The sequence below is a fragment of the Morganella psychrotolerans genome (genome assembly GCF_001676155.1).
GTDB lineage: Bacteria > Pseudomonadota > Gammaproteobacteria > Enterobacterales > Enterobacteriaceae > Morganella > Morganella psychrotolerans.
Map to the genome: position 1 here is coordinate 1,564,911 of NZ_LZEW01000001.1, position 24,847 is coordinate 1,589,757.

Here is a 24,847-nt window from a genome sequence, read left to right on the forward strand (position 1 = left end):
AGTAAAAAAATGATCAGAAAGGCTGGTTAATCCGGTACTTCCTCTTCGTCATTCTCTTCATCAGCCGGTTCCGGTAATACTGCCGGTGCCGGTGTTTCATCCGGCTGACCAAAGCCGCGTAAACCGACAACATGCACATGTTCCTGATTATTGAAGACTTTACGCACCAGTTTGTATGTTGTCCCTTTTTCCGGGCTGATGTTTTCCGGTGCCGCGATAATCAGCTGCATCTGGAGACGGTCACATAATTCAAACAGAGTGGCGATAGATTTCGCATCCAGACGCGCGGCTTCATCGAGGAACAACAGGCGGCATGGAACAATGTCTTTGCTGCGCAGGCGGCGGGATTCTTCTTCCCAGCTCTGCACCACCATAACCAGAATCGACATCCCCGTACCAATCGCTTCACCTGTGGACAACGCGCCACTTTCCGCTTTCAGCCAGCCGTCCGAGCCACGGTTGACTTCCACATCCAGCTCCAGATAGTTGCGGTAATCCAGAAGCTCTTCACCAATGGTCTGCGGCAGTCTCTGCCCCATATCCACCTGCGGATTAAGGCGCTGATACAGTTTCGCCATCGCTTCAGAGAAGGTCAGACGCTGGCTGGCGAACAGATCCTGATGCTGCTCGTGCTCTTCCGATAACACGTCCAGTAAAGTGGCATGGCTTTCGCGGATATTCACATTCAGCCGCACACCGTTCACCTGACCAAACGCCACCGCCTGAAGACCCTGATTCAGCATACGGATGCGGTTCTGCTCACGCTGAATAGTTTTGCGGATAATATTTGCCACACTTTTTGAGCTGATCGCCAGTTTTTGTTCACGGGCGGTCAGTTCATCCGTCAGACGCGCCAGTTCGATTTCCATTTGCTCAATGGCATCAATCGGATCATCCGTTTTCATGATATCCTGGCGGATACGTTCACGCAGATGGCGATAGACTTCAATAAAGAACTGGACTTTACGTTCCGGTCGTTTCGGATCTTCCGACAGGCGCAGCGCATCACGCAGGTGTTCATTATCCGCCACCGCCTGGCGCAGAGCCCCGAGCGCTTTATCCGACATTGAACGCAGTGTGTCCGCATCTTCATACGCCAGTTCACGACGGTGCAGACGGCGCTCAACGCCACTCTCTTTCACCATGCGCATTACCGCGCACCATCCTGCTTTCGCAGTAACAACCTGTTCGCGGATCTGCTGATAATCGCGCTCTGCTTTACGCAGGCGTTTTTGCAGATTGTCCATTTCCGACCCGCCGATCCCCAGCTGTTTTTCCAGCTGATTGATACGTCCGCGGTTATGGCTGACCTGATTGTAAAGCTCATCACGACGTTCACGGGCACGCGCTTCCGCGTTGGCATCCGCCTGTACGCCGATATCCTTCATTTCGCACTCAAGTTCGCGCAGCATGTCAGATTTGGTTTCATACGAGCTGCGCAGCGACGCAAGTACCTGATTAAATTCAGCACATTTCGCCTGCTGCTGACGCAACATTTCACGGCTGCGGCTGCGGTCAGATTCAGCATGTTCCAGGCGTTGACGTAATTTATCATTGAGATCGGCATTTTCAGTCAGCATGCCGGCTGATTCACTGTAATTAAAGTGCTGACGGCGCTGTGCGACTTCTTCCAGAGCAAATCCCTGTTGACGCGCCTGCTGCTGTGTCTGTTTCGCCTGTCCGTAGTCGTTTTTCAGCGCTTCGTGCTGCTCGGGGTCGCTCTGTAAGACAGAAACCATCGGCTCCAGTTTATTCAGGGCATTACCGAATTGTTGCAGATAGCGGGCAGACTCTTGTGCTTCCGATAATGAATCACGCACTTCTTCAACGCGATCCTGCAACGTTTCATCCAGCAGCAGAGCGACATTCGGGATAAGCCGGTTCAGAATGCCGAGGTTCTCTTTCACCTGGACAAACTGCTGACGGGCCACCACGGTCTGGTCTTCAAACTGTGATAAACTGCGCTCCAGTTCATTGCGGCGCTGACTCAGAGTGCGAATTTCCGCTTCCGGGTCATTTTCAAACGCAATGGAAATATTTTTCCCGACAAAACGGCTGAATGCCTGGTGGGCACGCTGCATTTTCTGGACATCAAAGGACAATGTTGCCAGGCGCTCTGCCAGTTCATCACGTTCATTTTCCAGAACGGCAAGCTGGTTTTCCCGCGCCGCGCGACCGAACAGCGGCACTGACGGAAAGCGGGAATAGCGCCACTGACGATCAGTACTGCGCACCAGCACCGCGCGCTCTAATTCTTCTGTGGTAAAGACGCTGTCATCAAACGACTGCGGGTCCCCTTCAATCAGATAAATATCTTCCGGGCAATCTTCCAGCGCATCAAGATGCGGGCGTACCGCGTTCAGATCCGGCACCACAATCGCGTGGCGCGCAGGACCATATAACGCGGAGAAATACGGCGCATCATCAATGGTGATATCGTCATAAATCTCAGATAACAGCATGCCGCCGAAACGTTCCGCCAGCCCTAACATCCGGCTGTCATCGGCACCGCTCGGCTGACTGAGCCGCTCAATATCTTTTTCGCGCTGCGCTTTTTTATGCGCCACATCATCACGCTCAACCGTCACTTCGCGCTCGCGCTCCAGCAACTGCTGCATGTATTCCGTCACATCATTGGCGCTGCTGAATGTTTCATGTGACTGTTCGCACAACTGAGTGAGTGCTTCCTGCGCTGCCAGCCAGGCCGGTGCTTTACCGGTCAGTGTCTGGATCTGCTGTTTCAGCTGTTCAGTCTGCTGGCGCATTTCCATGCGCCGTTCACCGCTTTCGCTGACGCTGACACTGAGGGTTTCCTGCTGCGCCTCAAGGGTCATCAGCATCTCATCCAGCCCGTCAGCCTCAACCTGCTGACCAACACGTTTGCAGAAATCATCCAGGGCTTTCTGTGCGTTGTGCTGACTGTGAAGACGTTGTTCTAATTCGGATAACTGCTGACGCAGTGGCTGTACGCGATCTGCCATCATCTGCTGTGACGGTAAATCACGCAGTAACTCACGCGCGGTCTGATAGGCATCACTGCGGCTGACTTCACCAACCACCGATTTTACCAGGTCATACGCCTGCGAAAACTGACTGTGCGCGGCCTGCGATACACTCATTCTCTGTTCGAGCAGCAACAGGGCTTGCGTCGCTTCCTCTTCGCGGGCGCGGAAGGTTTCCAGCCATTCATCGAGTGAATCAATATCCAGCTGCGGTAACTGACATAATGTTTTAGCGCGCTCCAGTGCCTGCATAGCCTGCTGATACTGAATAGCGCGGGTCTGCTGAACATCGAGAGCCTGCTGATAATCGGCTAACTGGCTTTTCAGCCCATCGACTTCTTCTTCGGCGACCTGATTACGCTCTTCATACTCGCTGTGCAGCTCAGTGGCCTCTTCCGCCACTTCCGTCTGCTCTTCCAGGCGGAAGGTCAGTTCTTCCACATCAGACTGATAACGGTCGATTTTTTCCTGCTGGCGCATCGCCGTTTGCACCAATGTCAGATGGTCACTGGCGGCCTGAAAATCGGTTTCCAGATCCGCAGAAGAGGCGGTCTGTTCAGCCAGTTCGCGGGACATTTCCACCTGGCGGAACTGCTCGCTGATCAGTTGTTTACGGCTGCCGAGCAGATCACGACGTACAACCAGCGCCTGGTCAATATGTACACGCCGTTCATTGGCGTGACGCATATAATCCGCAGAAACATATGCCGTTGATTCAGTGATCAGGTGCTTGAACAGGTCACGGTCAGATTGTGTTACGCGGATAGCTTCCAGCGTGATCCTATTTTCCCGCAGTGCACCTTCCATGTCCTGGAACGCTTTGCGCACGCCGCTGTTTTCAGGCAGTAAATAGTCGCGCAGGGAACGGGTGATGGCACTGGAGATCCCGCCGTAAAGCGAGGCTTCGATCAACCGGTAGTACTTGCTGCGATCACCAGCCGAACGCAGGCGTTTCGGGATAACACCCATGTCAAAGAGGACAGAATGGTAGTCGATAATCGAGTTAAACTGTTTAAAATGCACGCCTTCAATATCTTCAAGGCGGGTTTTTAAATCATGGAGCGGCAGAACCCGCACCTGGCGTTCGCCCAGTTGTTCACTGACGATTTGCGTCGGTGAATACTGTGTCGGCAGCCCCTGGATCATGAATGATTTGATATCAACTTTTTTATCACGCCCGGCGATTTGTTGCAGGCGCACGCCCACCAGCACACGCTGATGGCGGGAGTTCAGCACATCCAGCATGGCATAGCAGACACCGGGACGCAGTTTTCCGTGCAACCCTTTATCGCGGGAGCCGGATGTCGCGCCCGCTTCCGTGGTGTTACGAAAGTGCAGCAGCGTCAGATCCGGGATCATGGCAGTGATAAACGCGGCCATAGTGGTGGATTTACCGGCACCGTTACCTCCGGAGAGGGTTGTTACCAGATCATCCAGATCAAACGTGCGGGCAAAAAAGCCGTTCCAGTTGACTAACGTGAGTGAGCGGAATTTACCACGATCAATCATTCTTCATCCTCCGCTTCATCCGTCGCGTTATCATTTTCATGTTCATTATTATCATCCGGTTCTTCATCCGGGCTGTCGCCGCGCGGGGTATTTTCATCTTCGGCGAGCGATTGCGCTTCACCATCACGGATAAGGCGCAACTGCGCATCACGCGGGTCATCACCGCTGCGCACATCCGCACCGAAGCGGAAAACAGATTCAGAAATCACAAACTGGCTGTTATCAGCCCCCACAAATGTGACCATTCCCAACCGGCGCAGGCGATAAAGCGCGCCACGGGTTTTTTCCAGTAATTTTTGTTTATCGAGATCAGAACCGGTAGAGCGGTTATTAATGACTTTCAGTAACTTAGCTTCATCCGCCAGAGAGAGCAGTTCTTCATATAGCTCAGCGGTTGTGAAAATCCCCTGATTTGCCAGACGTTCCGGGCTGAGATACAGGTAGCACAGCACTTTGCCCACCAGCATTTCCAGTTCGGACAGTACGGAGCGCGGGATAAGTGTGGTCGAACGCGGGCGCAGGTAAAAGAAACCTTCCGGTGCGCGGACTAATTCCACATTATAGCGGGCATAGAAGCCTTCCAGTTCATCCTGAAAATCCATTAAGAACGCGTGATTATCCAGGTCATCCACACTGATATGGCGACCGGCGCGCAGTTGACTGTCAAGCTCCGGAAAAAGGGTATTGGCAAGTGCCTGAGCCAGCTTTGCCGGCATAAATGGTTCAATATGTGTCAATGACATGTGCCTGCACCTTTGCTCCGTATTCATTAATCGCTGACCATTCTGCCGGGATGCCGGAGAAATCGGCATCGGCAACGCCGAGCCGGATGGCCTGATCCACAATAATTCTCGCCACATCAAACTGGCGCTGACGCGGATATCTCATAAGGTAATCCCGCAGAACCGCACCCAGATCCAATCGTTTTCCCTGCGCTTTATACACAGCTAACGCGCTTTCCATCATGGCTGCCAACTGTTCGTTGACCTCACTGTACTTTTCATATTCCAGATCAGGCGGCAATTCGCCGGTCACTTCATCGTCACGCAGGCCCTGCTCTGTATCGCGCATGTCCAGCAGGCGATCGGCATTTGCCACGTTGAGCGCCCACGGAGAGTCGAAATAGTGCTGAACAGAATGGCGCAGACGCTGTGAGAAAATACGGTTTTTATCCATATCGATAGCGGTACGGATAAATTTATGGACGTGGCGGTCATAGCCAATCCACAGGTCGATAGATTGCTGACCCCAGCTGATAATGCGATCCAGCTTCGCCTGCAAATCAAAAATCAGTTTATCCACCAGCTCAGATCCGGTGGTGGTTGTCATGTTCGCATCCTGAATGCGCAGCAGATTAGCCTGTAACTTATCACCGGCGGCTTCCAGGGTATCCTGAAGCTCGCGCAGAGTCAGTGAGGTTTCTGACAGTAACTGCTCACAGTTGGCAATCGCCGCCTGCCAGTCCTGATTCAATAGCTTGGCAATATCTTCTTTCACGCCATTTTGCTGCTCATCCATAATGCGCTGCGACATATCAATACTGTCAAAAATTTCCGCAACCGAATATTTCAGCGGCGCAAACACATTACGGTGCCAGTGAAACTCATCACCACCCTCTTCGGCGGCATCACCCGCGCGGCTCAGTTCGCCTGCGACAATGGAGAGCTGCATGGATAAACGCAGTGAGGAAAATTCACGCTGACGGATATAATAATCACTGATGCCGATCCCGAGCGGGGTCAGCCGGTAAATCGCATTACCCTCAAACATATCGCTGGTAAAGCGGTTAAATAATTTCTGGCGCACCATATCATTGATGGCATTGTTGGCACGTACCGCGACAGATTCCGTTGTCTGTTCAAAGCCTTTGCAGACCTCACGGAAAGCATCGACCAGTTCCCCCTCACTCATTTCGCCGTCTATGCGTTCGCTGTTAAGCACAGCAACAGACAGTAAAAATGCCAGCCGTTCCGGCGGCAGCGAGATGGCGAAATCATTTTTTCGCGCCCATGCCACAAGCTCGGGGACTGTTTGGGTAAACTCACTCATTGTCCATCCTTCTGTTCGGGTTTCCGTGCCATAACATGAATATAGCGGCCTAAACTGATGTAAGGCTCCTGACGGCAATAACGTTGCTCCAGTGCCAGCAGCGCCGGAAAATCGCGGTTTTGTAACTGACGGCTTTGCAGATAATCATGAAAAACCCGCACCCCGGTTTTCGCCTCAATGGTAAGGCGGCAGTCATCCAGCCACTGATAAACCTGTTCAGGCATAAGGGGATTCTGCGGCGATAATGAACGCTTGCGGCGGCGCTGCATGTCCGGCGTTGCCAGATGAAAATTGCCTAATATCGCATTTCGCATGACAAGTCCGTTCGCATTGTAAAACATTAACGACAATACTCCACCGCCCGTTATTATAGCGGTCAGCGCTTCAATTGCACCTTTTTGATCAGTTATCCACTCCAGAACGGCATGAAACAAGATCAAATCAAACTCACCGTCAGTATGAAGTGCGATATCCTGGGCTGCGCAATGAATAAAGGACATATTTTCTGCCACGCCATCGTCCTCTGCGGCCTTCTGTGCGCGCAAAATCATCTCTTCGGACAGATCACATAAAACAACATGATGGCCCATTGCCGCAAGGCGGCGGGAAAAGAACCCGTCACCGCCACCGGCATCAAGAATGCGCAGCGGACCCGGCCGCAGACGTGTCAGTAAGGCAACAAGATCCTGCCAGACAACCGCTTCACGGATTTGCCCTTTTGTTGTGCCATATATATTGCGGGTGAATTTTTCCGCGATATCGTCAAAATTACGATCAACCATGAAAACCTGTATTCAGTCCGGGAGTATTTTATCGGTAAGTTTCCGCCGGTTTCCCGCGCGGAGTGACTATATTCAATTGTATTGCAGGGCACAGCCGTGCACTATGCAGAGTCCGTAACTATTGTGTCACAGCTTTGTTTAATGTCACCCGATTTGTGTAGTCAACTATCATTAACCGGTGATAAATCAATCATATTTAAGGTGTGCTGATGCTGTTTGCCCTGAAAAAATACCTTGGCGGTTTTCTGATGCCGCTGCCGTTTCTGCTGCTGGTGATGCTTGCCGGTCTGCTGCTGCTGTGGTTTACCTCCCGGCAGAAAACCGGAAAAGCCCTGATAAGTGTCAGTTGGCTGCTGCTGGTGCTGCTCAGCCTCCAGCCTGTCGCCGACTGGCTACTGTTACCCGCTGAAAAACCGTATGACAAGCGCTATGAGATAATCACGCCGCAGGCTGTGCAGCAGCAGGACATCCGCTATATCGTGGTACTCGGTGGCGGCTTTACCTGGAATCCGGAGTGGTCGCCTTCTGCAAACCTTATCAGTAACAGTCTGCCGCGTGTGGCAGAGGGCGTGCGCCTCGGGCTTGTTTATCCGCACGCCACCCTGATTTTTACCGGCGGACCGGGTATGAACAGCATCAGCAGCGCCGAAGTTGCGGCACAGGTCGCACAATCACTGGGGATCGCACCTGAACGTACATTGCCGCTGATATTGCCGAAAGATACTGAAGAAGAAGCGGCAGAAGTGAAAAAAGTGGTTGGCGATGCGCCTTTCCTGCTTATCACATCCGCGAATCACATGACGCGCGCCAAAGCCTTTTTTGATGCAAAAGGATTGCACCCGATCCCGGCACCGGCAAATCAGCTGGCAGTGACCACGCCGCTGCATATCTGGGAGAAAACTATCCCGTCTGCCTATTATTTGTCTCACAGCGAGCGGGTCTGGTATGAAGGACTGGGTCGTCTGTGGCAGGCGGTGAAAACCACAGAAAAAGAGGAATAGCAGGCAATAAAAAACGCGGAAAATTCCGCGTTTTTTCTTTCTGTTTGTTCCGGCTCAGCGGGACAGAAATAATGTCCGCACAGTGTCCAGATCTTCCTGTGTATCCACACCGGTTCCCGGCGCCACCAGCGCTTGTGCGACATGGATTTTTTCGCCGTACCACAATACACGCAGTTGCTCGAGCATCTCGATTTTCTCAAGAGGGCTTGGCGCCCACTGGATATAGCGGCGGATAAACCCGGCGCGGTAAGCATATATTCCGATATGGCGCAGGAAATTATCCCCGGCTGTGTCGCGGCTCTGCATAAAACGTTCGCGATCCCAGGGGATAGTCGCGCGGGAAAAATAGAGTGCGTAACCCTGTTTATCCATCACCACTTTAACTGCATTCGGGTTAAACGCTTCTTCCGCTGAGGTAATTTTTACCGCAAGTGTTGCCATTCCGGCTTCACTGGCAGCCAGATTTCCGGCGACCTGCGCAATAATACTTTCAGGGATAAGGGGTTCATCCCCCTGAACATTGACGATAATTTCATCATCCGCAAACTGATAGTGATCAATCACTTCTGCTAGGCGTTCAGTCCCGGACTGATGATCAGCCCGCGTCATACACACTTCACCGCCTTCCGCTGTCACCGCATCAAACACAGCCTGTGTGTCGGTTGCCACAATAACCCGCGCAGCACCAGAGCGCTTTGCCTGCTCCATCACACGCACAACCATAGGTTTCCCGTGGATATCTGCCAGCGGTTTTCCGGGCAGACGGGTGGATGCATAGCGCGCAGGAATGATAACTGTAAACATGGAGATTATCCTTCAGAGGCCGGCATTTCGCGGGCTTCATTCTCTAATAAGACAGGGATATCGTCGCGGATGGGATAGGCCAGACGGCAGCCTTTGCAGATGAGTTCAAGATTTTGTTTGTCGTAACTGAGTTTGCCGTGGCAAACCGGGCAGGCTACGATTTCGAGTAAACGGTGATCCATACGTCCCCCAATGAGATAAAAACGTTGGCTCAGAATAACATAAGCCTGGTCTCACCGTTAACTCTGTTGTTGCGATATCACGGAGATAATCGCGTGTTGTACTGCTTTTTTGTTATTGCCAGACCGCGCTTACAGTGCGATCACATCGTTGGCTGCAATACCGTAACTGCCACGGGTCAGTGAAAATTCAACTTCCTGCCCTTCGCTCAGTAATTTGTTACGGGAATTAGCGATCCCTTTGCGGGTAACCCAGATGTCATCACCGCCGTTTACCGGAGAGATGAAACCATAACCTTCTTTTGCATCAAACCATTTGACGCGGCCAAGCTGTAATTGTTTAGACATAGTTAACTCCTTTTATCACCGCGATGAATGATATTCACAGCGGCTATGTCCGCTCCTTTTTGAGCAGGACACTATTTTTTTATTATTTTTTTATATTGTTTGCGGACACTTCCGGAAAGAAGTCAGACCACAAAACATACCGTTTTCCGCGGGATCCGGTCATCCACACCACAAGATTAGCAAGGTGGTGTGAAAAAATTATGACAGCGGAATCAAAAATAGAGTTACACGCGGATTGGTTGCACAGTGATATATGAAATACATCACAGAAATACAACTTAATGATTAAGCCACATTCACATAAAAAGCACAAGCCCTTTATACCCTTATTCATTCAAACTGCAGGTTCGTTGGCTTCGCTCAGCCCGCCGGGTCACATACTTATGTATGCTCCCGGTCGGTCTTCCCTTGCCGCCTGCCTGCATCCCGAATGACGTTGGGTATATTGTTTTCTATGTGAAATATAACGTTATCCAGAATTTTATTGCCGGCTTCATCAGTAAATTTGGCGCTGACAGGTAAATACCACCAGTCAGGTTCACAAAAGGCAAAACATTTCACTGCATCCTTCTCCGTCATCAGCAGTGACTGGCCCGGTTTTACCAGTGCGGACAGCTGATCACGGCTGTACGACTGATGATCAGGAAAGGAAATACATTCAGCGGGCGTTATACCGAGAGACGCCAGGGTACTGAAAAACCGTGGCGGATGACCAATGCCCGCCATCGCCACACATTCACCAATCTCACTGACCGGTTTGCGTGTGCCGTCAGCCAGGTTAACTGCCTCGCCCGGCACCAGAGACATTGCTGCCTCACCCGCAAGTGCTGTGCCGCCGTTGGTTATCACCGCATCGACACTTTTCAGACGTCCGGCACGTTCACGCATGGGGCCGGCCGGTAACCACCAGCCGTTACCAAAGCGGCGCTCACCATCAATTACCACGATTTCAATATCGCGCTCCAGCGCATAATGCTGCAACCCGTCATCCGTGATGATGACATCCACCGGATTGTGTTGCAAAATTGCATCGACAGCATCTGCCCGCCGGGGAGCCACGGCAACCGGAACCCCGGTGCGCCGGGCAATCAGAACCGGTTCATCACCTGCCTGTGCAGTTGTGGTTTCCGGTGTGATAAGCAGCGGATAGTTGTCTGACTTTCCGCCGTAACCACGGGATACCACACCGGGGCGATATCCACGGGCAATAAGCTGCTCCGCCAGCCAGACAACCACCGGTGTTTTACCATTACCGCCTGCGGTCAGGTTTCCCACCACCACAACCGGTACCGGCATCCGCCGAGATTTTTTCAGTCCGAGACGAAACAACAAACGGCGCAGACCGCTTACCGCACCATACAGAAAGGAGAGCGGTAAAAGCAGCAGATGCAGTTTTGAGCGGCCGGACCATATTTTTTCAATCATTATTGTCAGTCAATTAATCGTTATGCCCGTTACTTACCAAACTGCATATTATAGAGCTGTGCATAGATACCCGGTTGTTTCACCAGTTCAGCATGTGAGCCGCGCTCCTGCACTTCGCCATCCTGCACAACCAGAATTTCATCTGCTTTCTCAATGGTCGATAAGCGGTGTGCTATTACCAGACAGGTGCGGTCTTTCTGTAATTCATCCAGAGCGGACTGAATCGCACGCTCAGATTCGGTATCCAGCGCTGAGGTTGCTTCATCGAGGATAAGGATCGGGGCGTCACGCAGCAGCGCGCGGGCGATGGCAATACGCTGACGCTGCCCGCCGGAAAGCAGAACACCGTTCTCACCGATTTCGGTATCCAGTCCTTTTTCCATTTTTTTTGATAAAGTCCATGGCATACGCCATTTCTGCCGCTTTCTCTATCTGCTCACGGCTGTACTTCCCTTCTGTCGCGTACGCGATATTATTCGCCACGGTATCATTGAACAGATGCACATTTTGCGATACCAGCGCCACCTGGCTGCGCAGGGAAGCCAGCGTATAATCGCGGATATCGTTACCATCAATCACAATATGCCCGCTGTCGATTTCATAGAAACGGGTAATAAGATTGGCAATTGTTGATTTTCCGGAGCCGGAACGTCCCACCAGTGCCACGGTTTTACCTTGAGGAATAGTGAATGACACGTTTTTCAGTGCGGGTTGTTCTCTTCCCGGGTAAGTGAAAGTGACATCTTCAAATTTCACATCCCCTTTAACTTCTTTCAGCACTTTGGTGCCGGTATCTTTTTCCTGCTCCAGATCCAGCAGCGCAAACAGGGTCTGACATGCAGCCATACCGCGCTGGAACTGTGCATTAACATTCGTCAGAGATTTTAACGGACGCATCAGCGCGACCATTGATGAGAACACAACCGTAATAGAACCGGCGCTCAGTGCGTCTTTAATTTCAGGAAAACTGGCGGCAAACAGTACAAATGCCAGGGCAAAAGACGCGATTATCTGAATAATCGGGTCGGCAATAGAAGATGCGGTAACCAGCTTCATACCCTGGCGGCGCATGTCATTGCTGACTTTATCGAAGTGGTCATTTTCGACTTTTTGCCCGCCGAAAATAAGCACTTCTTTATGCCCTTTCAGCATCTGTTCCGCGCTGGCACTCACCTGCCCCATTCCGCTTTGCATAGTTTTACTGATTTCACGGAAACGGACAGAGACTTTGCGGATAACCACCGCCACAATCGGGGCAATAACAATCAAAATAAGCGAAAGCTGCCAACTGTTATAAAACATCAGTCCGAACAGTGCCGTAATATAAGCACCTTCACGGACAACAGTGACCAGCGCACCTGAAGAAGAAGAAGCAACCTGCTCAGAATCATAGGTAATACGGGATAACAGTGTCCCGGTGGATTGCTGGTCAAAGAAAGGAACCGGCATCCCCATCATATGACGGAACAGATTACGGCGCATAACCATAACTACTTTGCCTGACACCCAGGAAAGGCAATAGCCGGAAATAAAACTCGATGCTCCGCGCACCAGCATCAGCGCAAGGATAATCAGAGGCATCATCCGGAGAAAATCGTTGTCGGCTTTGCCGAAACCTTCATCAAGCAGGGGTTTGAGCAGCGACAGCATAAATGCATCGCCCCCCGCATTTATGACTAACGCAACAGCCGCTACGATGATACCTGATTTAAAAGGTGCAATTGTCGGCCATAACCGGCGAAATGTTTGCCGGGTTGAAATATCAATATCTTTCATTATTGCGTTTACCAATACTAAAAATTAGCTGCCTATATTACCCGTTTATCGGCTGATCACCAAACCATGCACTGAACCAGCGGGCGGACAGATGATGACGATATGTCACCAGCGCTATATCATCATTAAAAAAAATGCACAGTAATCTGACCGCTGCGCGCGGTATCGTGCCAGTCCGTGCCGTTATGACGATAGCGGCGCTGTACTTTATCAGAGGGCAGGCGCCACGGGCTATAGCGGGCAACAGACACCAGTGCAAAACCGGGATTCACCGCACGAATAAAAGATTCTGTTGATGAGGTATTACTGCCATGGTGCGGAACTTGCAATACCGTGGCTGACAGCCTCTTTTCTGACTTAACCAACTGCATTTCAGCTTGCTTTTCAATATCACCGGTCAGCAAAACCTGATATTTTCCGTCACTGATGCGGATAACACACGAGCCGTCATTTTTGCTTTTCTGATACTTTCCGTCCGGCCATAACACCTCGAAATATAACGATTGCCAGACCCAGCGTTCACCCCGCTCACACGCCGTATCTGCCCGCGGGATATTACCTTTTACAGTTGCAGGCGGATAATAGCGGCGTAATGTTTCCAGCCCGCCGGTATGATCCTGATGGTCGTGGCTGATAATAATCCAGTCCGGTATCAGGCGGTGATACCGCAGATAAGGCAGGATCACCCGCTGAGCATCGTCACTGTGCCCCATCCGGTTGCCGGTATCATACACAACCGCCCTGCCTTCTTTTTCGACAACCACCGCCAGCCCGTGTCCGATATCCAGCAATGTCACCGACCAGTCCGGCACGGGGGTTTTCCGCAGATATAAACAGCAACAGATAATCATTCCCGGCAGCAATACCGGATGCTGACGCCAGAGATCCTGCCGGATAAAACAGACACATCCCCATACAATAGCTGTCCAGAACAGAGATACATGCCCGGTTATCAGCCAGAACGAGGACAGAAACGGCAACGGCCACAATGCCAGCCCGAGAGAGTAATCAGCCGCCTGCCAGATAAACCCGGTCACTGTGACCGGCAGAAACAACGCCGCTGTAATAGCGGAAAAAAGTAAAGGTACGGATAAAAAAGAGATAACAGGAATAACCCACAGGTTGCTCAGCAATGAGAGAAAATTGACACCGCCGAAGAAAGACGCCTGCACCGGCAGCAAAAGCAGAAATAATCCCCACTGATAGGATAAAAAGCCACGGATATTGCGCCAAAAGCGCTCGCGGCGGGTAATCCTCCCGGTCGTTGCCTGCCGTACACCGGTATGGTGCCAGAACAACAGCGCAGTAACGGCAATAAATGACAGCCAGAAACTGGCGGAAAGGATGGTCAGAGGATCGATTAACAACAACAGTGCTGCGCTGATAAATACAAACTGATATGCAGGTAATACATAATGATTCCATCTCATCAGATGCCACAGCAGCAGTACCGTAAGCGCCCGGCAGGCAGGAACAGCAAATCCCGCCAGCCAGACATAAGCCACTGCCGCACAGACAGAAAATAACACAGGAATAAAATGTGACATCAATCGCTGCGCCAGCACCAGTAAGATTATGCGCCCCGCCCACCAGCCCCATAATGCAGCAAGCCCGATATGCAGACCTGAAATTGCCACCACATGAGCAACACCCGTTTCCTGCACCAGCATTCGTTGTTGTGGTGTAATCCCCCTGCGCTCCCCGAAGAGCAGAGCCAGCATCAGCCCGCTCTGCACAAAGTTATCTGTCTGCGGAAAATATTCAGCAATGACCCGCTGGCGCAGATTACATACTGACGATATTTTCTTACTGCGCCCCGGGGTCAGAGAAAATAAGACCCGCTGAGACAGTGCATGCTGTTGCCGGTCAGGTTGCCCTTCATTTAATTGCTTGTGGACAGGGCGTAAAACAGGTCTGAATATACGCCAGACTTCACCGGCACATTCCGGCACAAATGAGCCTTTTGTTTTTATATTTATATAAATATCATCATTAATTTTTTTTATCGTTAATATTTACAATCTTCCCTTTCACCGAGTAAAATCCAGTTGCTTTAATAATAACATCATGAACTATAACATCTATATGACTTAGGTTTTTATTATCAGTTGAAAATAGTGACAATGTATTATTCAGTTGAATATTAACTATTAAAAAAAATACTTATTGTTATTTGTATAAATATACTACTCCGGTTACGGATAAAAAAAAAGAAAACATAATATGACAGACAGATACAATAGCTCAGTCTGTGACAATAACCCTGGCAACACCAGCAGCGGGGCATGTCCGACCAGTACAGCAGCGGCTGCCAGCCAAAGCGGTAACGGATATGGAAAAAGGTATTTCAGAGCAACAGAAATGAACATATATCTCACCAAATGTGTTATCAGTATTTATTATGATGAGAATGGTTTTCTTTTTTATTAATAAAATAAAAAACGGGATCAATCACAAAATTATATTTTTCTCATACAGAAAATAGTTAATTTTATGAGAGACGAATCACACTTGTCTATTTAACTGTGATTACATGATGATTTTTAATAGAGTTTTCCTGAGAATAGAATAAGATACTTTTTTATAAAAATAATAGAAAGCATTCTTGCCAACACCAGAATTAATTATATTTTCAATTAATTAATACATCACTAACATTTTTGTACTCTAAATAATTCGAGATGCATGTAGGCGACAAACGAAGATAGACGGGGAGCATAGATAAACTATGTGACCCGGCTAGCTGAGCGCAGTCAACAACCAGGCATCTTGAAGTATGACGAGTATATAACTAAAATAATTCAGGAAAGTATCTTCCTGAAAAAAAAATGACGCCATCGGCGTCATTTTTATTATCTCTGTCAATAATTAAGCATAGATATTCGCGCGGTCACGTAACTCTTTACCCGGTTTGAAGTGCGGAACGTGTTTACCTTCCAATTCAACCTGTTCGCCGGTTTTTGGGTTACGACCAACCCGCGGAGCACGGTAGTGCAGAGAAAAACTGCCGAATCCACGGATTTCAATACGCTCACCGTCAGCGAGAGTATTTGCCATATGCTCAAGAATCTCTTTTACTGCTTCTTCAACAACTTTAGCCGGAAGATGAGGCTGTTGGCCTGCCAGCTTCTCAATCAGTTCAGATTTGGTCATATAACCTCCTGGACTACCCTGATTATCATAAAAGCAGACCGCTTGCGCGGCCTGCCCGCTTAATTACTCGCCTTTAGCCGCTTTGAAAGCATCTGCCATAGCGTTGTTGGAGAAGCTGACTTCTTCCTGTTTGTTTACAGTAGCGACAGCGTCTTTCTCATCCGCTTCGTCTTTTGCACGTACAGACAGGTTGATTACACGGTTTTTACGATCAACACCGGTGTATTTTGCTTCAACTTCATCACCAACGTTCAGAACCAGAGTTGCATCTTCAACGCGATCGCGTGATGCTTCTGATGCACGCAGGTAACCTTCAACGCCATCCATCAGCTCAACAGTTGCACCTTTCGCATCTACTGCGGTTACTTTACCGGTGACAATAGCACCTTTCTTAGTAACAGCGGTGTAGTTGTTGAACGGATCTTCAGCTAATTGCTTAACGCCCAGAGAGATACGCTCACGTTCTGCGTCAACCTGGAGAACAACCGCTGCGATTTCGTCGCCTTTTTTGTATTCACGGACAGCTTCTTCGCCTGTAACGTTCCAGGAGATGTCAGACAGGTGAACCAGACCATCAATGCCGCCATCTAAACCAATGAAGATACCGAAGTCAGTGATTGACTTGATTTTACCTTCAACACGGTCACCTTTATTATGGGTTTCCGCGAATAACTGCCATGGGTTAGATTTGCACTGTTTCAGGCCCAGGGAGATACGACGACGTTCTTCGTCGATGTCCAGAACCATAACTTCAACAACATCACCAACGTTAACAACTTTAGATGGGTGAATGTTCTTGTTAGTCCAATCCATTTCGGATACGTGAACCAGACCTTCAACGCCTTCTTCGATTTCGACGAAGCAGCCGTAGTCAGTCAGGTTGGTCACGCGACCGGTCAGACGGGTACTCTCAGGATAACGCTTAGCGATTGCGACCCAAGGATCTTCGCCCAGCTGTTTCAGGCCCAGAGATACACGGGTACGTTCACGGTCGAATTTCAGCACTTTAACAGTGATTTCATCGCCGACATTCACGATTTCGCTTGGATGTTTAACACGTTTCCATGCCATATCAGTGATGTGCAGCAGACCATCAACGCCACCCAGGTCAACGAATGCACCGTAGTCAGTGAGGTTCTTAACGATACCTTTAACTTCCATGCCTTCCTGGAGGTTTTCCAGCAGCTGATCGCGCTCTGCACTGTTTTCAGATTCGATAACAGCACGACGGGAAACAACAACGTTATTGCGTTTCTGATCCAGCTTGATTACTTTGAACTCAAGCTCTTTGTTTTCCAGATGCGTGGTATCGCGAACAGGACGCACGTCAACCAGTGAACCCGGCAGGAACGCACGAATACCGTTCAGTTCTACAGTGAAGCCGCCTTTAACTTTACCGTTGATAATACCGGTAACAGTTTCAGCTTCTTCGTATGCTTTTTCCAGCGTCAGCCATGCTTCATGGCGTTTCGCTTTCTCACGGGACAGAACAGTTTCACCGAAACCGTCTTCTACTGCGTCCAGAGCAACGTCAACTTCATCGCCGACCTGAATTTCCAGTTCACCCTGAGCATTCTTGAACTGTTCAATCGGAATAGCAGATTCTGATTTCAGACCCGCGTCAACCAATACAACGTCTTTATCGATAGCAACGACAGTACCACGGACAATAGCGCCCGGACGAGTTTCGATAACCTGCAGGGATTCTTCAAAGAGTTGAGCAAAAGATTCAGTCATGTTTGATCTTCAAGTGTTTAAGTATTAACGTCCATTTAGCATCCGGCCGAATGGGGTTGTTTCACATACCTTGCAACATTCCTTGTCACAAAGGGGTGGCAGAAAACTGCGTTTTTGCCTTGTTCTCTGCCGATAAAAAACTTCAACTTATCATTATAAACAAAAACGGATGCAGAAACCTACTAAAAAACACAGATTCAGTCAGATTTCCCGCAAATTTTGTTTATCATTCCGCCGCTTCAGCCAGCATAGCCCTCGTATAACGCAGAGCCTCTGCAATAACGTCATCAATTGACATTGTGGTTGAATCAAGAATAAGGGCGTCACCTGCTGCGATCAGCGGGGCAACCGCACGGTTGCGATCGCGGTAATCGCGCTCTTCTATCTCCGCCAGAAGGCGGTCAAAATTAACACTAAAGCCCTTGTCCTGCAACTGCTTCATCCGGCGGTGGGCGCGCTCCTGCGCACTGGCATCAAGGAAAATTTTCACCGGCGCATCAGGGAAAACCACGGTGCCCATATCACGTCCGTCGGCTATCAGTCCGGGGGCGACGCGGAATGCCCGCTGACGGCGCAACAGTGCTTCGCGCACACGCGGAAACGCCGCAATCTGAGACGCAGTCATACCGACATCTTCCTGACGGATAGCCCGGCTGACATCTTCACCTTCCAGAATAATCTCAAGACCCGCTTCTTCTGCCAGAAATTTCACATCCAGATTGGCGGCCAGCGGAACGAGTGCATCTTCCGAGGTGATATCAACGTGGTGATGAAGTGCCGCAAGTGCCAGAACGCGGTAGATAGCACCGGAGTCCAGTAAATGCCATCCCATTTCGTTTGCCAGTGCCCGGCAAAGGGTTCCTTTGCCCGCGCCGCTTGGCCCGTCAATGGTGATAACCGGAACATATACTGCCATGCACACTCTCCTGTCGCAGTCAGGCGGCCATAAAAAACGGCCACCTTAAAAAAGATGACCGCATTATACGCACGACCTGTCGCCGAAGAAATGCCCGCAAGCACATTACTGCTTTTTTATCCGCTGATATACCCTTATTCATTCAAACCGCAGGTGCGTTGGCCGCACTCAGCCCGCCGGGTCACATACTGATGTATGCTCCCCGGCAATCGGAGCTTGCCGCCTTCCTGCATCTCGAATGACGTTGGGTATATATATGGGCTAAGGCCGGTATCCATAACCATTATTCCGGTCAGAATTATTGTTCCGCCAGCATTGCCAGTTCACGGAAATAGCCCGGAAACGTTTTTGCCGTACAGCCGGGATCCAAAATAGTGACCGGTGTATCTGACAGTGCCACCAGGGAGAAACACATGGCGATGCGGTGATCGTTATAGGTTTCAATTTCAGCGTGACGCAGTACAGCCGGTGGCGTGACCTGAATATAGTCATTCCCTTCAACAACCTCAGCCCCGACCTTACGCAGCTCAGTTGCCATCGCACTCAGGCGGTCAGTTTCTTTAACGCGCCAGTTATAAATATTGCGGATGGTGGTCGTCCCCTGTGCAAACAGCGCCGTGGTGGCAATGGTCATCGCCGCATCAGGAATGGCATTCATATCCATATCGATACCATGCAGTGTGTCGCGGGTGCATTCTATAAAGGTATCACCCCATGTGATTTTTGCGCCCATTTTTTCGAGCACCAATGCAAATTGGGTATCACCCTGCAAACTGTCACGTCCGATACCCGTGACCCGCACTGTTCCGCCTTTAATTGCCGCCGCCGCCAGGAAATAAGAGGCAGAGGATGCATCACCTTCAACCAGGTAATCACCCGGTGAATGATATTGCTGCTGCCCTGTGACCCGAAAACAGGTGTAATTTTCATTAATTACCGTGATACCAAAACGCGCCATCATTGCCAGCGTGATATCAATATAAGGTTTGGAGACCAGATCACCGGTGATACTGATTTCAGTATCCTGTTCAGCCAGCGGAGCCGCCATCAGCAATGCCGTCAGAAACTGACTGGAGACAGAGCCGTCCACACTGATTTTTCCGCCGGTAAATCCCCCGCGGATCCGAAGCGGCGGGTAGTTTTCATTTTCAAGATAGGTTATTTCTGCTCCGCCATCGCGCAGTGCATCTGTCAGATGACCGATCGGGCGCTCTTTCATGCGCGGTTCGCCGGTCAGAATAATGTCATTATCACCGAGACACAGCGCCGCTGCGAGCGGGCGCATAGCCGTACCGGCGTTGCCCAGAAATAACTCATTGCCCTGAAAACCACTGAGTGGTCCGCCTTGTCCCTCGACAATACATTCGGTTTTGTCATCAGAGAGCTGAAAACGGATCCCCAGCTCACGCAGCGCATTGAGCATGTGGCGGATGTCATCACTGTCGAGCAGGTTTATCAGGCGGGTGGTGCCTGTTGCCTGTGCCGCCAGCAGCAGTGCCCGGTTGGAGACACTTTTGGAGCCGGGCAGATTGATTGTTCCGTTAATGCGGGCGATGGGTTGTAACGTCAGGGACTCCATATAAAGTCATTCTCCGGGGTGTAAATAAAAAAGAACAAAACGGACCCGGGCGCAAACCCGGGTCCGGTAAAATGTCTGCGAAGAAAATCAGCTGTGGCGGCGCTCGAACTCTGCCATAAACTCAACCAGCGCCTTAACACCCTCAAGGGACATCGCATTATAAATGGAAGCACGCATGCCGCCGGAAACCCGGTGACCTTTCAGTGATACCAGACCCTGCGCCTGTGCTTCTTCAAGGAATTTGCTGTCAAGTGACGGGTCTGCCATCTGGAACGGCACATTCATCAGGGAACGGTTCGCCCCGGCAACGCGGTTAATATAGAAATCACTGTGATCCACGGCTTCATAAAGCAATTTTGCTTTTTCATAGTTGCGCTGAGCAATTTCCTGTAAGCCGCCCTGCTCAATCAGCCACTTAAAGACCATCCCGGAAAGATACCAGGCAAAAGTCGGCGGCGTATTGAACATCGAGTCGTTTTCACTCAGTACGGTGTAATCAAGAATGGACGGGGTTTCTTTGCGCGCTTTGCCCAGTAAATCCTCACGGATAATGACCAGGGTCAGACCCGCCGGGCCGATATTTTTCTGTGCGCCGGCATAGATAACCCCGAAGCGGCTGACATCCAGCGGTTTAGAGAGGATCGCAGAGGAGTAATCAGCGATCACAATTTTGTCGCCGAAATCCGGCTCTTCATGGATGGCGATACCATCAATGGTTTCATTCGGGCAATAGTGAACATACGCCGCATCATCACTGAGCGCCCATTCACTCATCGGTTTCACACCGACGCCGTCTGCGGTTTCTGTTCTGATATCAATAATATTTGGTGTGCAATATTTTTGTGCTTCTTCTGCCGCACATTCCGCCCAGTAACCGCCGACAATATAGTCTGCCTTAGTGTTCTCACCCAGCAGATTCATCGGCAGTGCAGCAAAGTGCCCGCGTGCACCGCCATGACAGAACAGGACTTTATAATTATCCGGCACAGCCAGTAACTGGCGCAGATTATTTTCCGCTTCTTTTGCTACTGCCATAAATTCGTTGCTGCGGTGGCTGATTTCCATCACCGAGGTTCCCAGCCCGCGCCAGTTGCACAACTCCTGCTCAGCACGGCGCAGTACTTCAACCGGCAGCATGGCCGGACCGGCACTAAAATTATATACCTGACTCATTGACCCCACCCTATTTCGTAAATTTATACCCTTATTCATTCAAACTGCAGGTTCGTTGGCTGCATCCTGAATGACGTTGGGTATACACCCTGTCTATCGGTTTTATCACTCCGGGGCGGTTGCTGCAATGCTTATTGCGTGACAACCGGCAAACCCTTTTTGTCATCTTTCAGCGGGATACACTGCTTTTTAGTCAAAACACGGAATATTATTCAGACTGTTACGGTAATGCCATGACCTGTGGTGGTCATATAAAGGAATAACCCGGCGATAACTTTATATTTACAAAGGTGGTTCCCGGCAGAAAAACTCCGTATCATACCCTTATTCATTCAAACCGCAGGTTCGTTGGCCGCATCTTGAATGACGTTGGGTATATATGCCCCTTTCTTCCCCCCCTATTCCGTGCGTCCGCTACCGGCGGGCCACTAACCCAGATTGTGGATCCCATGACACAAACAGAAACGCATACCTTTATTCCCGGCAAAGATGCCGCGCTCGAAGACTCCATCAGCCGTTTTCAGCTGAAATTACAGCAACTCGGTTTTAATATTGAAGAAGCGTCCTGGCTTAATCCTGTTCCGAATGTCTGGTCAGTGCATATCCGCGATACTGATTGCCCGCTCTGTTTTACCAACGGAAAAGGTGCCACAAAAAAAAGCGGCACTGGCTTCTGCACTGGGTGAATACTTTGAGCGCCTGTCCACAAACTATTTCTTTGCCGATTTCTGGCTCGGTGAACAGATTGCAAACAGTGAATTTGTACATTATCCGAATGAAAAATGGTTTCCGCTGACAGATGACGATTCCCTGCCCGAAGGTATCCTTGATACATACCTGCGTGATTATTACGATCCGGACAGTGACTTACAGGGCGGTCAGTTGGTCGATCTGCAATCCTCCAATGACACGCGCGGGATCTGCGCACTGCCGTTTACCCGCCAGTCTGACGGGAAAACCATTTATATCCCGATGAATATTGTGGCAAACCTGTATGTCTCCAACGGGATGTCCGCCGGGAATACCCGCAATGAAGCGCGGGTGCAGGGATTGTCTGAAATCTTTGAGCGCTATGTTAAAAACCGCATTATTACGGAGCGCATCAGTTTACCGGCTATCCCGCAAGAGATTCTCGCACGCTACCCGCAGGTTGTTGAGTCCGTCAGTACCCTGGAAAACGAAGGCTTCCCGATTTTCTGTTTCGACGCATCTCTCGGCGGTCAGTATCCGGTCATTTGTGTGGTTCTGTTCAATCCGGCGAACGGCACCTGTTTTGCCTCTTTCGGTGCGCATCCGGACTTTGGCGTTGCACTGGAGCGGACAGTCACCGAGCTGTTGCAGGGACGCGGGCTGAAAGACCTGGATGTCTTTACCGCACCGACCTTTGATGATGAAGAAGTGGGCGATCAGACTAACCTGGAAACCCATTTTATCGACTCCAGCGGTCTTATCAGCTGGGATCTGTTTAAGCAGGATGCAGATTACGATTTCGCTGACTGGCAGTTTTCCGGCACCACCGAAGAAGAATTTGCCACACTGATGGATATTTTCCGCTCTGTCGGTCACGACGTATATATCGCCGATTATGAACATCTGGGTGTATATGCCTGCCGCATTCTTGTGCCGGGCATGTCTGATATTTATCCGGTCGACGATTTGCACATGGCAAACAATGCGATGGGTATCCATTTACGTGAAACCTTCTTGGCACTGCCGGAAAGCAACTGGCAGCCGGATGACTATCTCTCTTTACTGGCGCAACTAGATGAAGAAGGACACGATGATTATACCCGCGTCCGTGAATTACTGGGTATTGCCACCGGTAAAGATAACGGCTGGTCAACTCTGCGCATTGGTGAGCTGAAGTCGATGCTCGCACTGGCAGGCGGTAATACGGATCTGGCGCTGGTCTGGGTTGAATGGACTCAGGATTTCAATTCCGGCGGTCTGAGTGCGGCACGCAGCAATTATTACCGTTGTCTGCATACTCTGCTGCTGTTAACACAGGAGCCTGAGCGTGATACTGCACAGTATTTACCGGCTTTTGCCAGGATGTATGGTCAGGAAACACTGGATGCTGCGTTAAATGCCATGCACGGAAAAAATTGTTTTTATGGTTTGTGTGCATCAGATAATAATTTAACCGCATTTACAGCGCATAAATCTCTGTTAGCGGCTTATGAAAAACTGCAAAAAGCGAAATCGCATTTTTGGCTAAATAACAAAAATACGAATTAATCATCATAAATGGAATGAATCGTAAATATTAGGTTAATTTGTTCGTTTTAAGTAACACAAACACGACAAGTTAACCTATTATTTTACTTTTATTAAAACTAAAACAAAAAATAAAAATTTATTACAAAATTTAAAATATTGTTTTTCGTTTAAATTCATTATCTTATCTATAAAACTCAACTTTTTTCAGGGAATTTGACGATTCTCTTGAATGCCTTTATGATCCACATCAAGTTTTAATATTTACCCCTTTGTTACTATCATTGCGTGCTATAATTATTGGAATCAAAGAGACAGTTAGCATTATGAAAACTGATACCCTTTTTAATTTATTATCTCCTGCCGAAATGGCACATGTTGCAGACGACGTCGGTGTCTACAAAGCAACCAAAGCACCGTCCATCACTTATTTATCTGCATTTATGGCAGGCATTTTCATCTCAGTTGGTTTCGTCTTCTATATTACCACCACGACCGGAACGGCGGGTGTTATCCCCTTCGGTGTCGCAAAATTTCTTGGTGGTCTTTGTTTCGCACTTGGTCTGATGCTGGTTGTCGTTTGTGGTGCTGACTTATTTACCTCAACCGTACTGACCATCGTCGCAAAAGCAACCGGCCGCATAACATGGGGTCAGATGTTTGCTAACTGGACCCGGGTGTATTTCGGCAACCTGCTTGGTGCCCTCTTTTTCGTCGCGCTCATCTGGTTTGCCGGGCAGCATATGGCAGCTAACGGGCTGTGGGGATTGAATGTCCTGCAAACAGCAGATCACAAGCTTCATCACACATTTATTGAAGCTGTCTGTCTCGGGATTCTGGCAAACTTAATGGTTTGTCTGGCGGTATGGATGAGCTACGCAGGCCGTAGTCTGACCGATAAAATTTTGGTACTTCTGTTCCCTATCGGTATGTTTGTTGCCAGCGGGTTTGAGCATAGTATCGCCAATATGTTTATGATCCCTTTAGGGATTGTCATCAAAAATTTTGCACCTTCTGAATTCTGGTCTATGGTTGGTTCGTCGCCGGAACAGTTTCCGTCACTGACTATCTCTGATTTTGTCATTGATAATCTGATTCCGGTTACTATCGGTAACATCATTGGTGGTGCAATTTTAGTAGGTCTGACTTATTGGCTGATTCATTTACGCGGTGAGCAAAAACATTAGTCTCTGCTTA

Annotated in this window: 16 protein-coding genes and 2 pseudogenes; 3 read left to right on the plus strand and 15 right to left on the minus strand. The window is 49.7% G+C overall.

Going from position 1 to position 24,847, the window contains the following annotated elements; genetic code table 11:
• Nucleotides 1-26 precede the first annotated feature (26 nt).
• Genes mukB through cmoM form a run of 4 tightly spaced genes read right to left on the minus strand, consistent with a single transcriptional unit; the run spans nt 27 to nt 7,342 of the window.
• A complete protein-coding gene (gene mukB, locus AYY16_RS07615; protein ID WP_067364110.1) occupies nt 27-4,511 on the minus strand; it encodes a chromosome partition protein MukB in 4,485 nt (1,494 codons plus the stop codon).
• A complete protein-coding gene (gene mukE / locus AYY16_RS07620) occupies nt 4,508-5,254 on the minus strand; it encodes a chromosome partition protein MukE (RefSeq protein WP_067364113.1) in 747 nt (248 codons plus the stop codon). The genes mukB and mukE overlap by 4 nt, the downstream gene beginning before the upstream one ends.
• Nucleotides 5,235-6,560 carry a chromosome partition protein MukF gene (mukF, locus tag AYY16_RS07625; RefSeq protein WP_067364116.1) on the minus strand — a complete coding sequence of 442 codons (1,326 nt, stop codon included), beginning with the start codon at nt 6,558-6,560 and terminating at the stop codon, nt 5,235-5,237. Before mukF ends, mukE begins: the two co-directional genes overlap by 20 nt.
• The gene (gene cmoM / locus AYY16_RS07630) at nt 6,557-7,342 is read right to left on the minus strand and encodes a tRNA uridine 5-oxyacetic acid(34) methyltransferase CmoM (protein WP_067364119.1); all 786 of its coding nucleotides are present in this window, start codon (nt 7,340-7,342) and stop codon (nt 6,557-6,559) included. Before cmoM ends, mukF begins: the two co-directional genes overlap by 4 nt.
• Nucleotides 7,343-7,551: 209 nt before the next feature.
• Here cmoM and elyC point away from each other — a divergent pair, with 209 nt between their 5' ends.
• Nucleotides 7,552-8,343, plus strand: coding sequence for an envelope biogenesis factor ElyC (elyC, locus tag AYY16_RS07635; RefSeq protein WP_067364122.1), 792 nt, complete (start codon nt 7,552-7,554; stop codon nt 8,341-8,343).
• Nucleotides 8,344-8,397: 54 nt separating this feature from the next.
• Here elyC and kdsB read toward each other — a convergent pair whose 3' ends face one another.
• From kdsB to serC, 11 genes and pseudogenes are all read right to left on the minus strand, one after another.
• Nucleotides 8,398-9,147 (minus strand): 3-deoxy-manno-octulosonate cytidylyltransferase, encoded by a 750-nt coding sequence (gene kdsB / locus AYY16_RS07640; protein ID WP_067364126.1) that lies wholly within the window; start codon nt 9,145-9,147, stop codon nt 8,398-8,400.
• Nucleotides 9,148-9,152: 5 nt separating this feature from the next.
• The gene (locus AYY16_RS19665; RefSeq protein WP_082970632.1) at nt 9,153-9,329 is read right to left on the minus strand and encodes a Trm112 family protein; all 177 of its coding nucleotides are present in this window, start codon (nt 9,327-9,329) and stop codon (nt 9,153-9,155) included.
• A 129-nt stretch (nt 9,330-9,458) separates the two neighbouring features.
• A complete protein-coding gene (locus AYY16_RS07645) occupies nt 9,459-9,674 on the minus strand; it encodes a cold-shock protein (protein ID WP_067364129.1) in 216 nt (71 codons plus the stop codon).
• A gap of 381 nt (nt 9,675-10,055) precedes the next feature.
• Nucleotides 10,056-11,099, minus strand: a complete 1,044-nt coding sequence (gene lpxK / locus AYY16_RS07650) for a tetraacyldisaccharide 4'-kinase (RefSeq protein ID WP_082970633.1) — start codon at nt 11,097-11,099, stop codon at nt 10,056-10,058.
• A gap of 29 nt (nt 11,100-11,128) precedes the next feature.
• Nucleotides 11,129-12,875: pseudogene (msbA, locus tag AYY16_RS07655) on the minus strand (lipid A ABC transporter ATP-binding protein/permease MsbA).
• A 125-nt stretch (nt 12,876-13,000) separates the two neighbouring features.
• The gene (locus tag AYY16_RS07660) at nt 13,001-14,827 is read right to left on the minus strand and encodes a DNA internalization-related competence protein ComEC/Rec2 (RefSeq protein ID WP_235846242.1); all 1,827 of its coding nucleotides are present in this window, start codon (nt 14,825-14,827) and stop codon (nt 13,001-13,003) included.
• 916 nt (nt 14,828-15,743) lie between these two features.
• Nucleotides 15,744-16,028 (minus strand): integration host factor subunit beta, encoded by a 285-nt coding sequence (ihfB, locus tag AYY16_RS07665; protein WP_067364132.1) that lies wholly within the window; start codon nt 16,026-16,028, stop codon nt 15,744-15,746.
• A gap of 63 nt (nt 16,029-16,091) precedes the next feature.
• The gene (rpsA, locus tag AYY16_RS07670) at nt 16,092-17,765 is read right to left on the minus strand and encodes a 30S ribosomal protein S1 (RefSeq protein ID WP_067364135.1); all 1,674 of its coding nucleotides are present in this window, start codon (nt 17,763-17,765) and stop codon (nt 16,092-16,094) included.
• Nucleotides 17,766-17,991: 226 nt separating this feature from the next.
• Nucleotides 17,992-18,681 (minus strand): (d)CMP kinase, encoded by a 690-nt coding sequence (gene cmk, locus AYY16_RS07675; RefSeq protein ID WP_067364138.1) that lies wholly within the window; start codon nt 18,679-18,681, stop codon nt 17,992-17,994.
• A gap of 298 nt (nt 18,682-18,979) precedes the next feature.
• The gene (gene aroA / locus AYY16_RS07680) at nt 18,980-20,260 is read right to left on the minus strand and encodes a 3-phosphoshikimate 1-carboxyvinyltransferase (protein ID WP_067364141.1); all 1,281 of its coding nucleotides are present in this window, start codon (nt 20,258-20,260) and stop codon (nt 18,980-18,982) included.
• A gap of 87 nt (nt 20,261-20,347) precedes the next feature.
• On the minus strand, nt 20,348-21,433 hold the full coding sequence (gene serC, locus AYY16_RS07685; protein ID WP_067364144.1) for a 3-phosphoserine/phosphohydroxythreonine transaminase: 1,086 nt from the start codon (nt 21,431-21,433) through the stop codon (nt 20,348-20,350).
• A 449-nt stretch (nt 21,434-21,882) separates the two neighbouring features.
• On the opposite strand from serC, the pseudogene ycaO reads away from it, so the two are divergent.
• Together ycaO and focA are read left to right on the plus strand one after the other, a co-directional pair.
• A pseudogene (ycaO, locus tag AYY16_RS07690) lies at nt 21,883-23,671 on the plus strand (30S ribosomal protein S12 methylthiotransferase accessory factor YcaO).
• A gap of 305 nt (nt 23,672-23,976) precedes the next feature.
• Nucleotides 23,977-24,837: a formate transporter FocA gene (gene focA / locus AYY16_RS07695; RefSeq protein WP_067364146.1), complete on the plus strand. Its 861-nt coding sequence runs from the start codon at nt 23,977-23,979 to the stop codon at nt 24,835-24,837.
• The last annotated feature ends 10 nt before the right edge of the window (nt 24,838-24,847 follow it).

Excerpts from the sequence above, each read along its gene's own strand:
- AYY16_RS19665 (WP_082970632.1), bottom strand. The coding sequence starts at position 9,329 with ATGGATCACCGTTTACTCGAAATCGTAGCCTGCCCGGTTTGCCACGGC.
- aroA (WP_067364141.1), bottom strand. The coding sequence starts at position 20,260 with ATGGAGTCCCTGACGTTACAACCCATCGCCCGCATTAACGGAACAATC.
- mukB (WP_067364110.1), bottom strand. The coding sequence starts at position 4,511 with ATGATTGATCGTGGTAAATTCCGCTCACTCACGTTAGTCAACTGGAAC.
- mukE (WP_067364113.1), bottom strand. The coding sequence starts at position 5,254 with ATGTCATTGACACATATTGAACCATTTATGCCGGCAAAGCTGGCTCAG.
- elyC (WP_067364122.1), top strand. The coding sequence starts at position 7,552 with ATGCTGTTTGCCCTGAAAAAATACCTTGGCGGTTTTCTGATGCCGCTG.
- focA (WP_067364146.1), top strand. The coding sequence starts at position 23,977 with ATGAAAACTGATACCCTTTTTAATTTATTATCTCCTGCCGAAATGGCA.
- ihfB (WP_067364132.1), bottom strand. The coding sequence starts at position 16,028 with ATGACCAAATCTGAACTGATTGAGAAGCTGGCAGGCCAACAGCCTCAT.
- lpxK (WP_082970633.1), bottom strand. The coding sequence starts at position 11,099 with ATGATTGAAAAAATATGGTCCGGCCGCTCAAAACTGCATCTGCTGCTT.
- kdsB (WP_067364126.1), bottom strand. The coding sequence starts at position 9,147 with ATGTTTACAGTTATCATTCCTGCGCGCTATGCATCCACCCGTCTGCCC.
- cmoM (WP_067364119.1), bottom strand. The coding sequence starts at position 7,342 with ATGGTTGATCGTAATTTTGACGATATCGCGGAAAAATTCACCCGCAAT.
- mukF (WP_067364116.1), bottom strand. The coding sequence starts at position 6,560 with ATGAGTGAGTTTACCCAAACAGTCCCCGAGCTTGTGGCATGGGCGCGA.
- AYY16_RS07645 (WP_067364129.1), bottom strand. The coding sequence starts at position 9,674 with ATGTCTAAACAATTACAGCTTGGCCGCGTCAAATGGTTTGATGCAAAA.
- cmk (WP_067364138.1), bottom strand. The coding sequence starts at position 18,681 with ATGGCAGTATATGTTCCGGTTATCACCATTGACGGGCCAAGCGGCGCG.
- serC (WP_067364144.1), bottom strand. The coding sequence starts at position 21,433 with ATGAGTCAGGTATATAATTTTAGTGCCGGTCCGGCCATGCTGCCGGTT.
- rpsA (WP_067364135.1), bottom strand. The coding sequence starts at position 17,765 with ATGACTGAATCTTTTGCTCAACTCTTTGAAGAATCCCTGCAGGTTATC.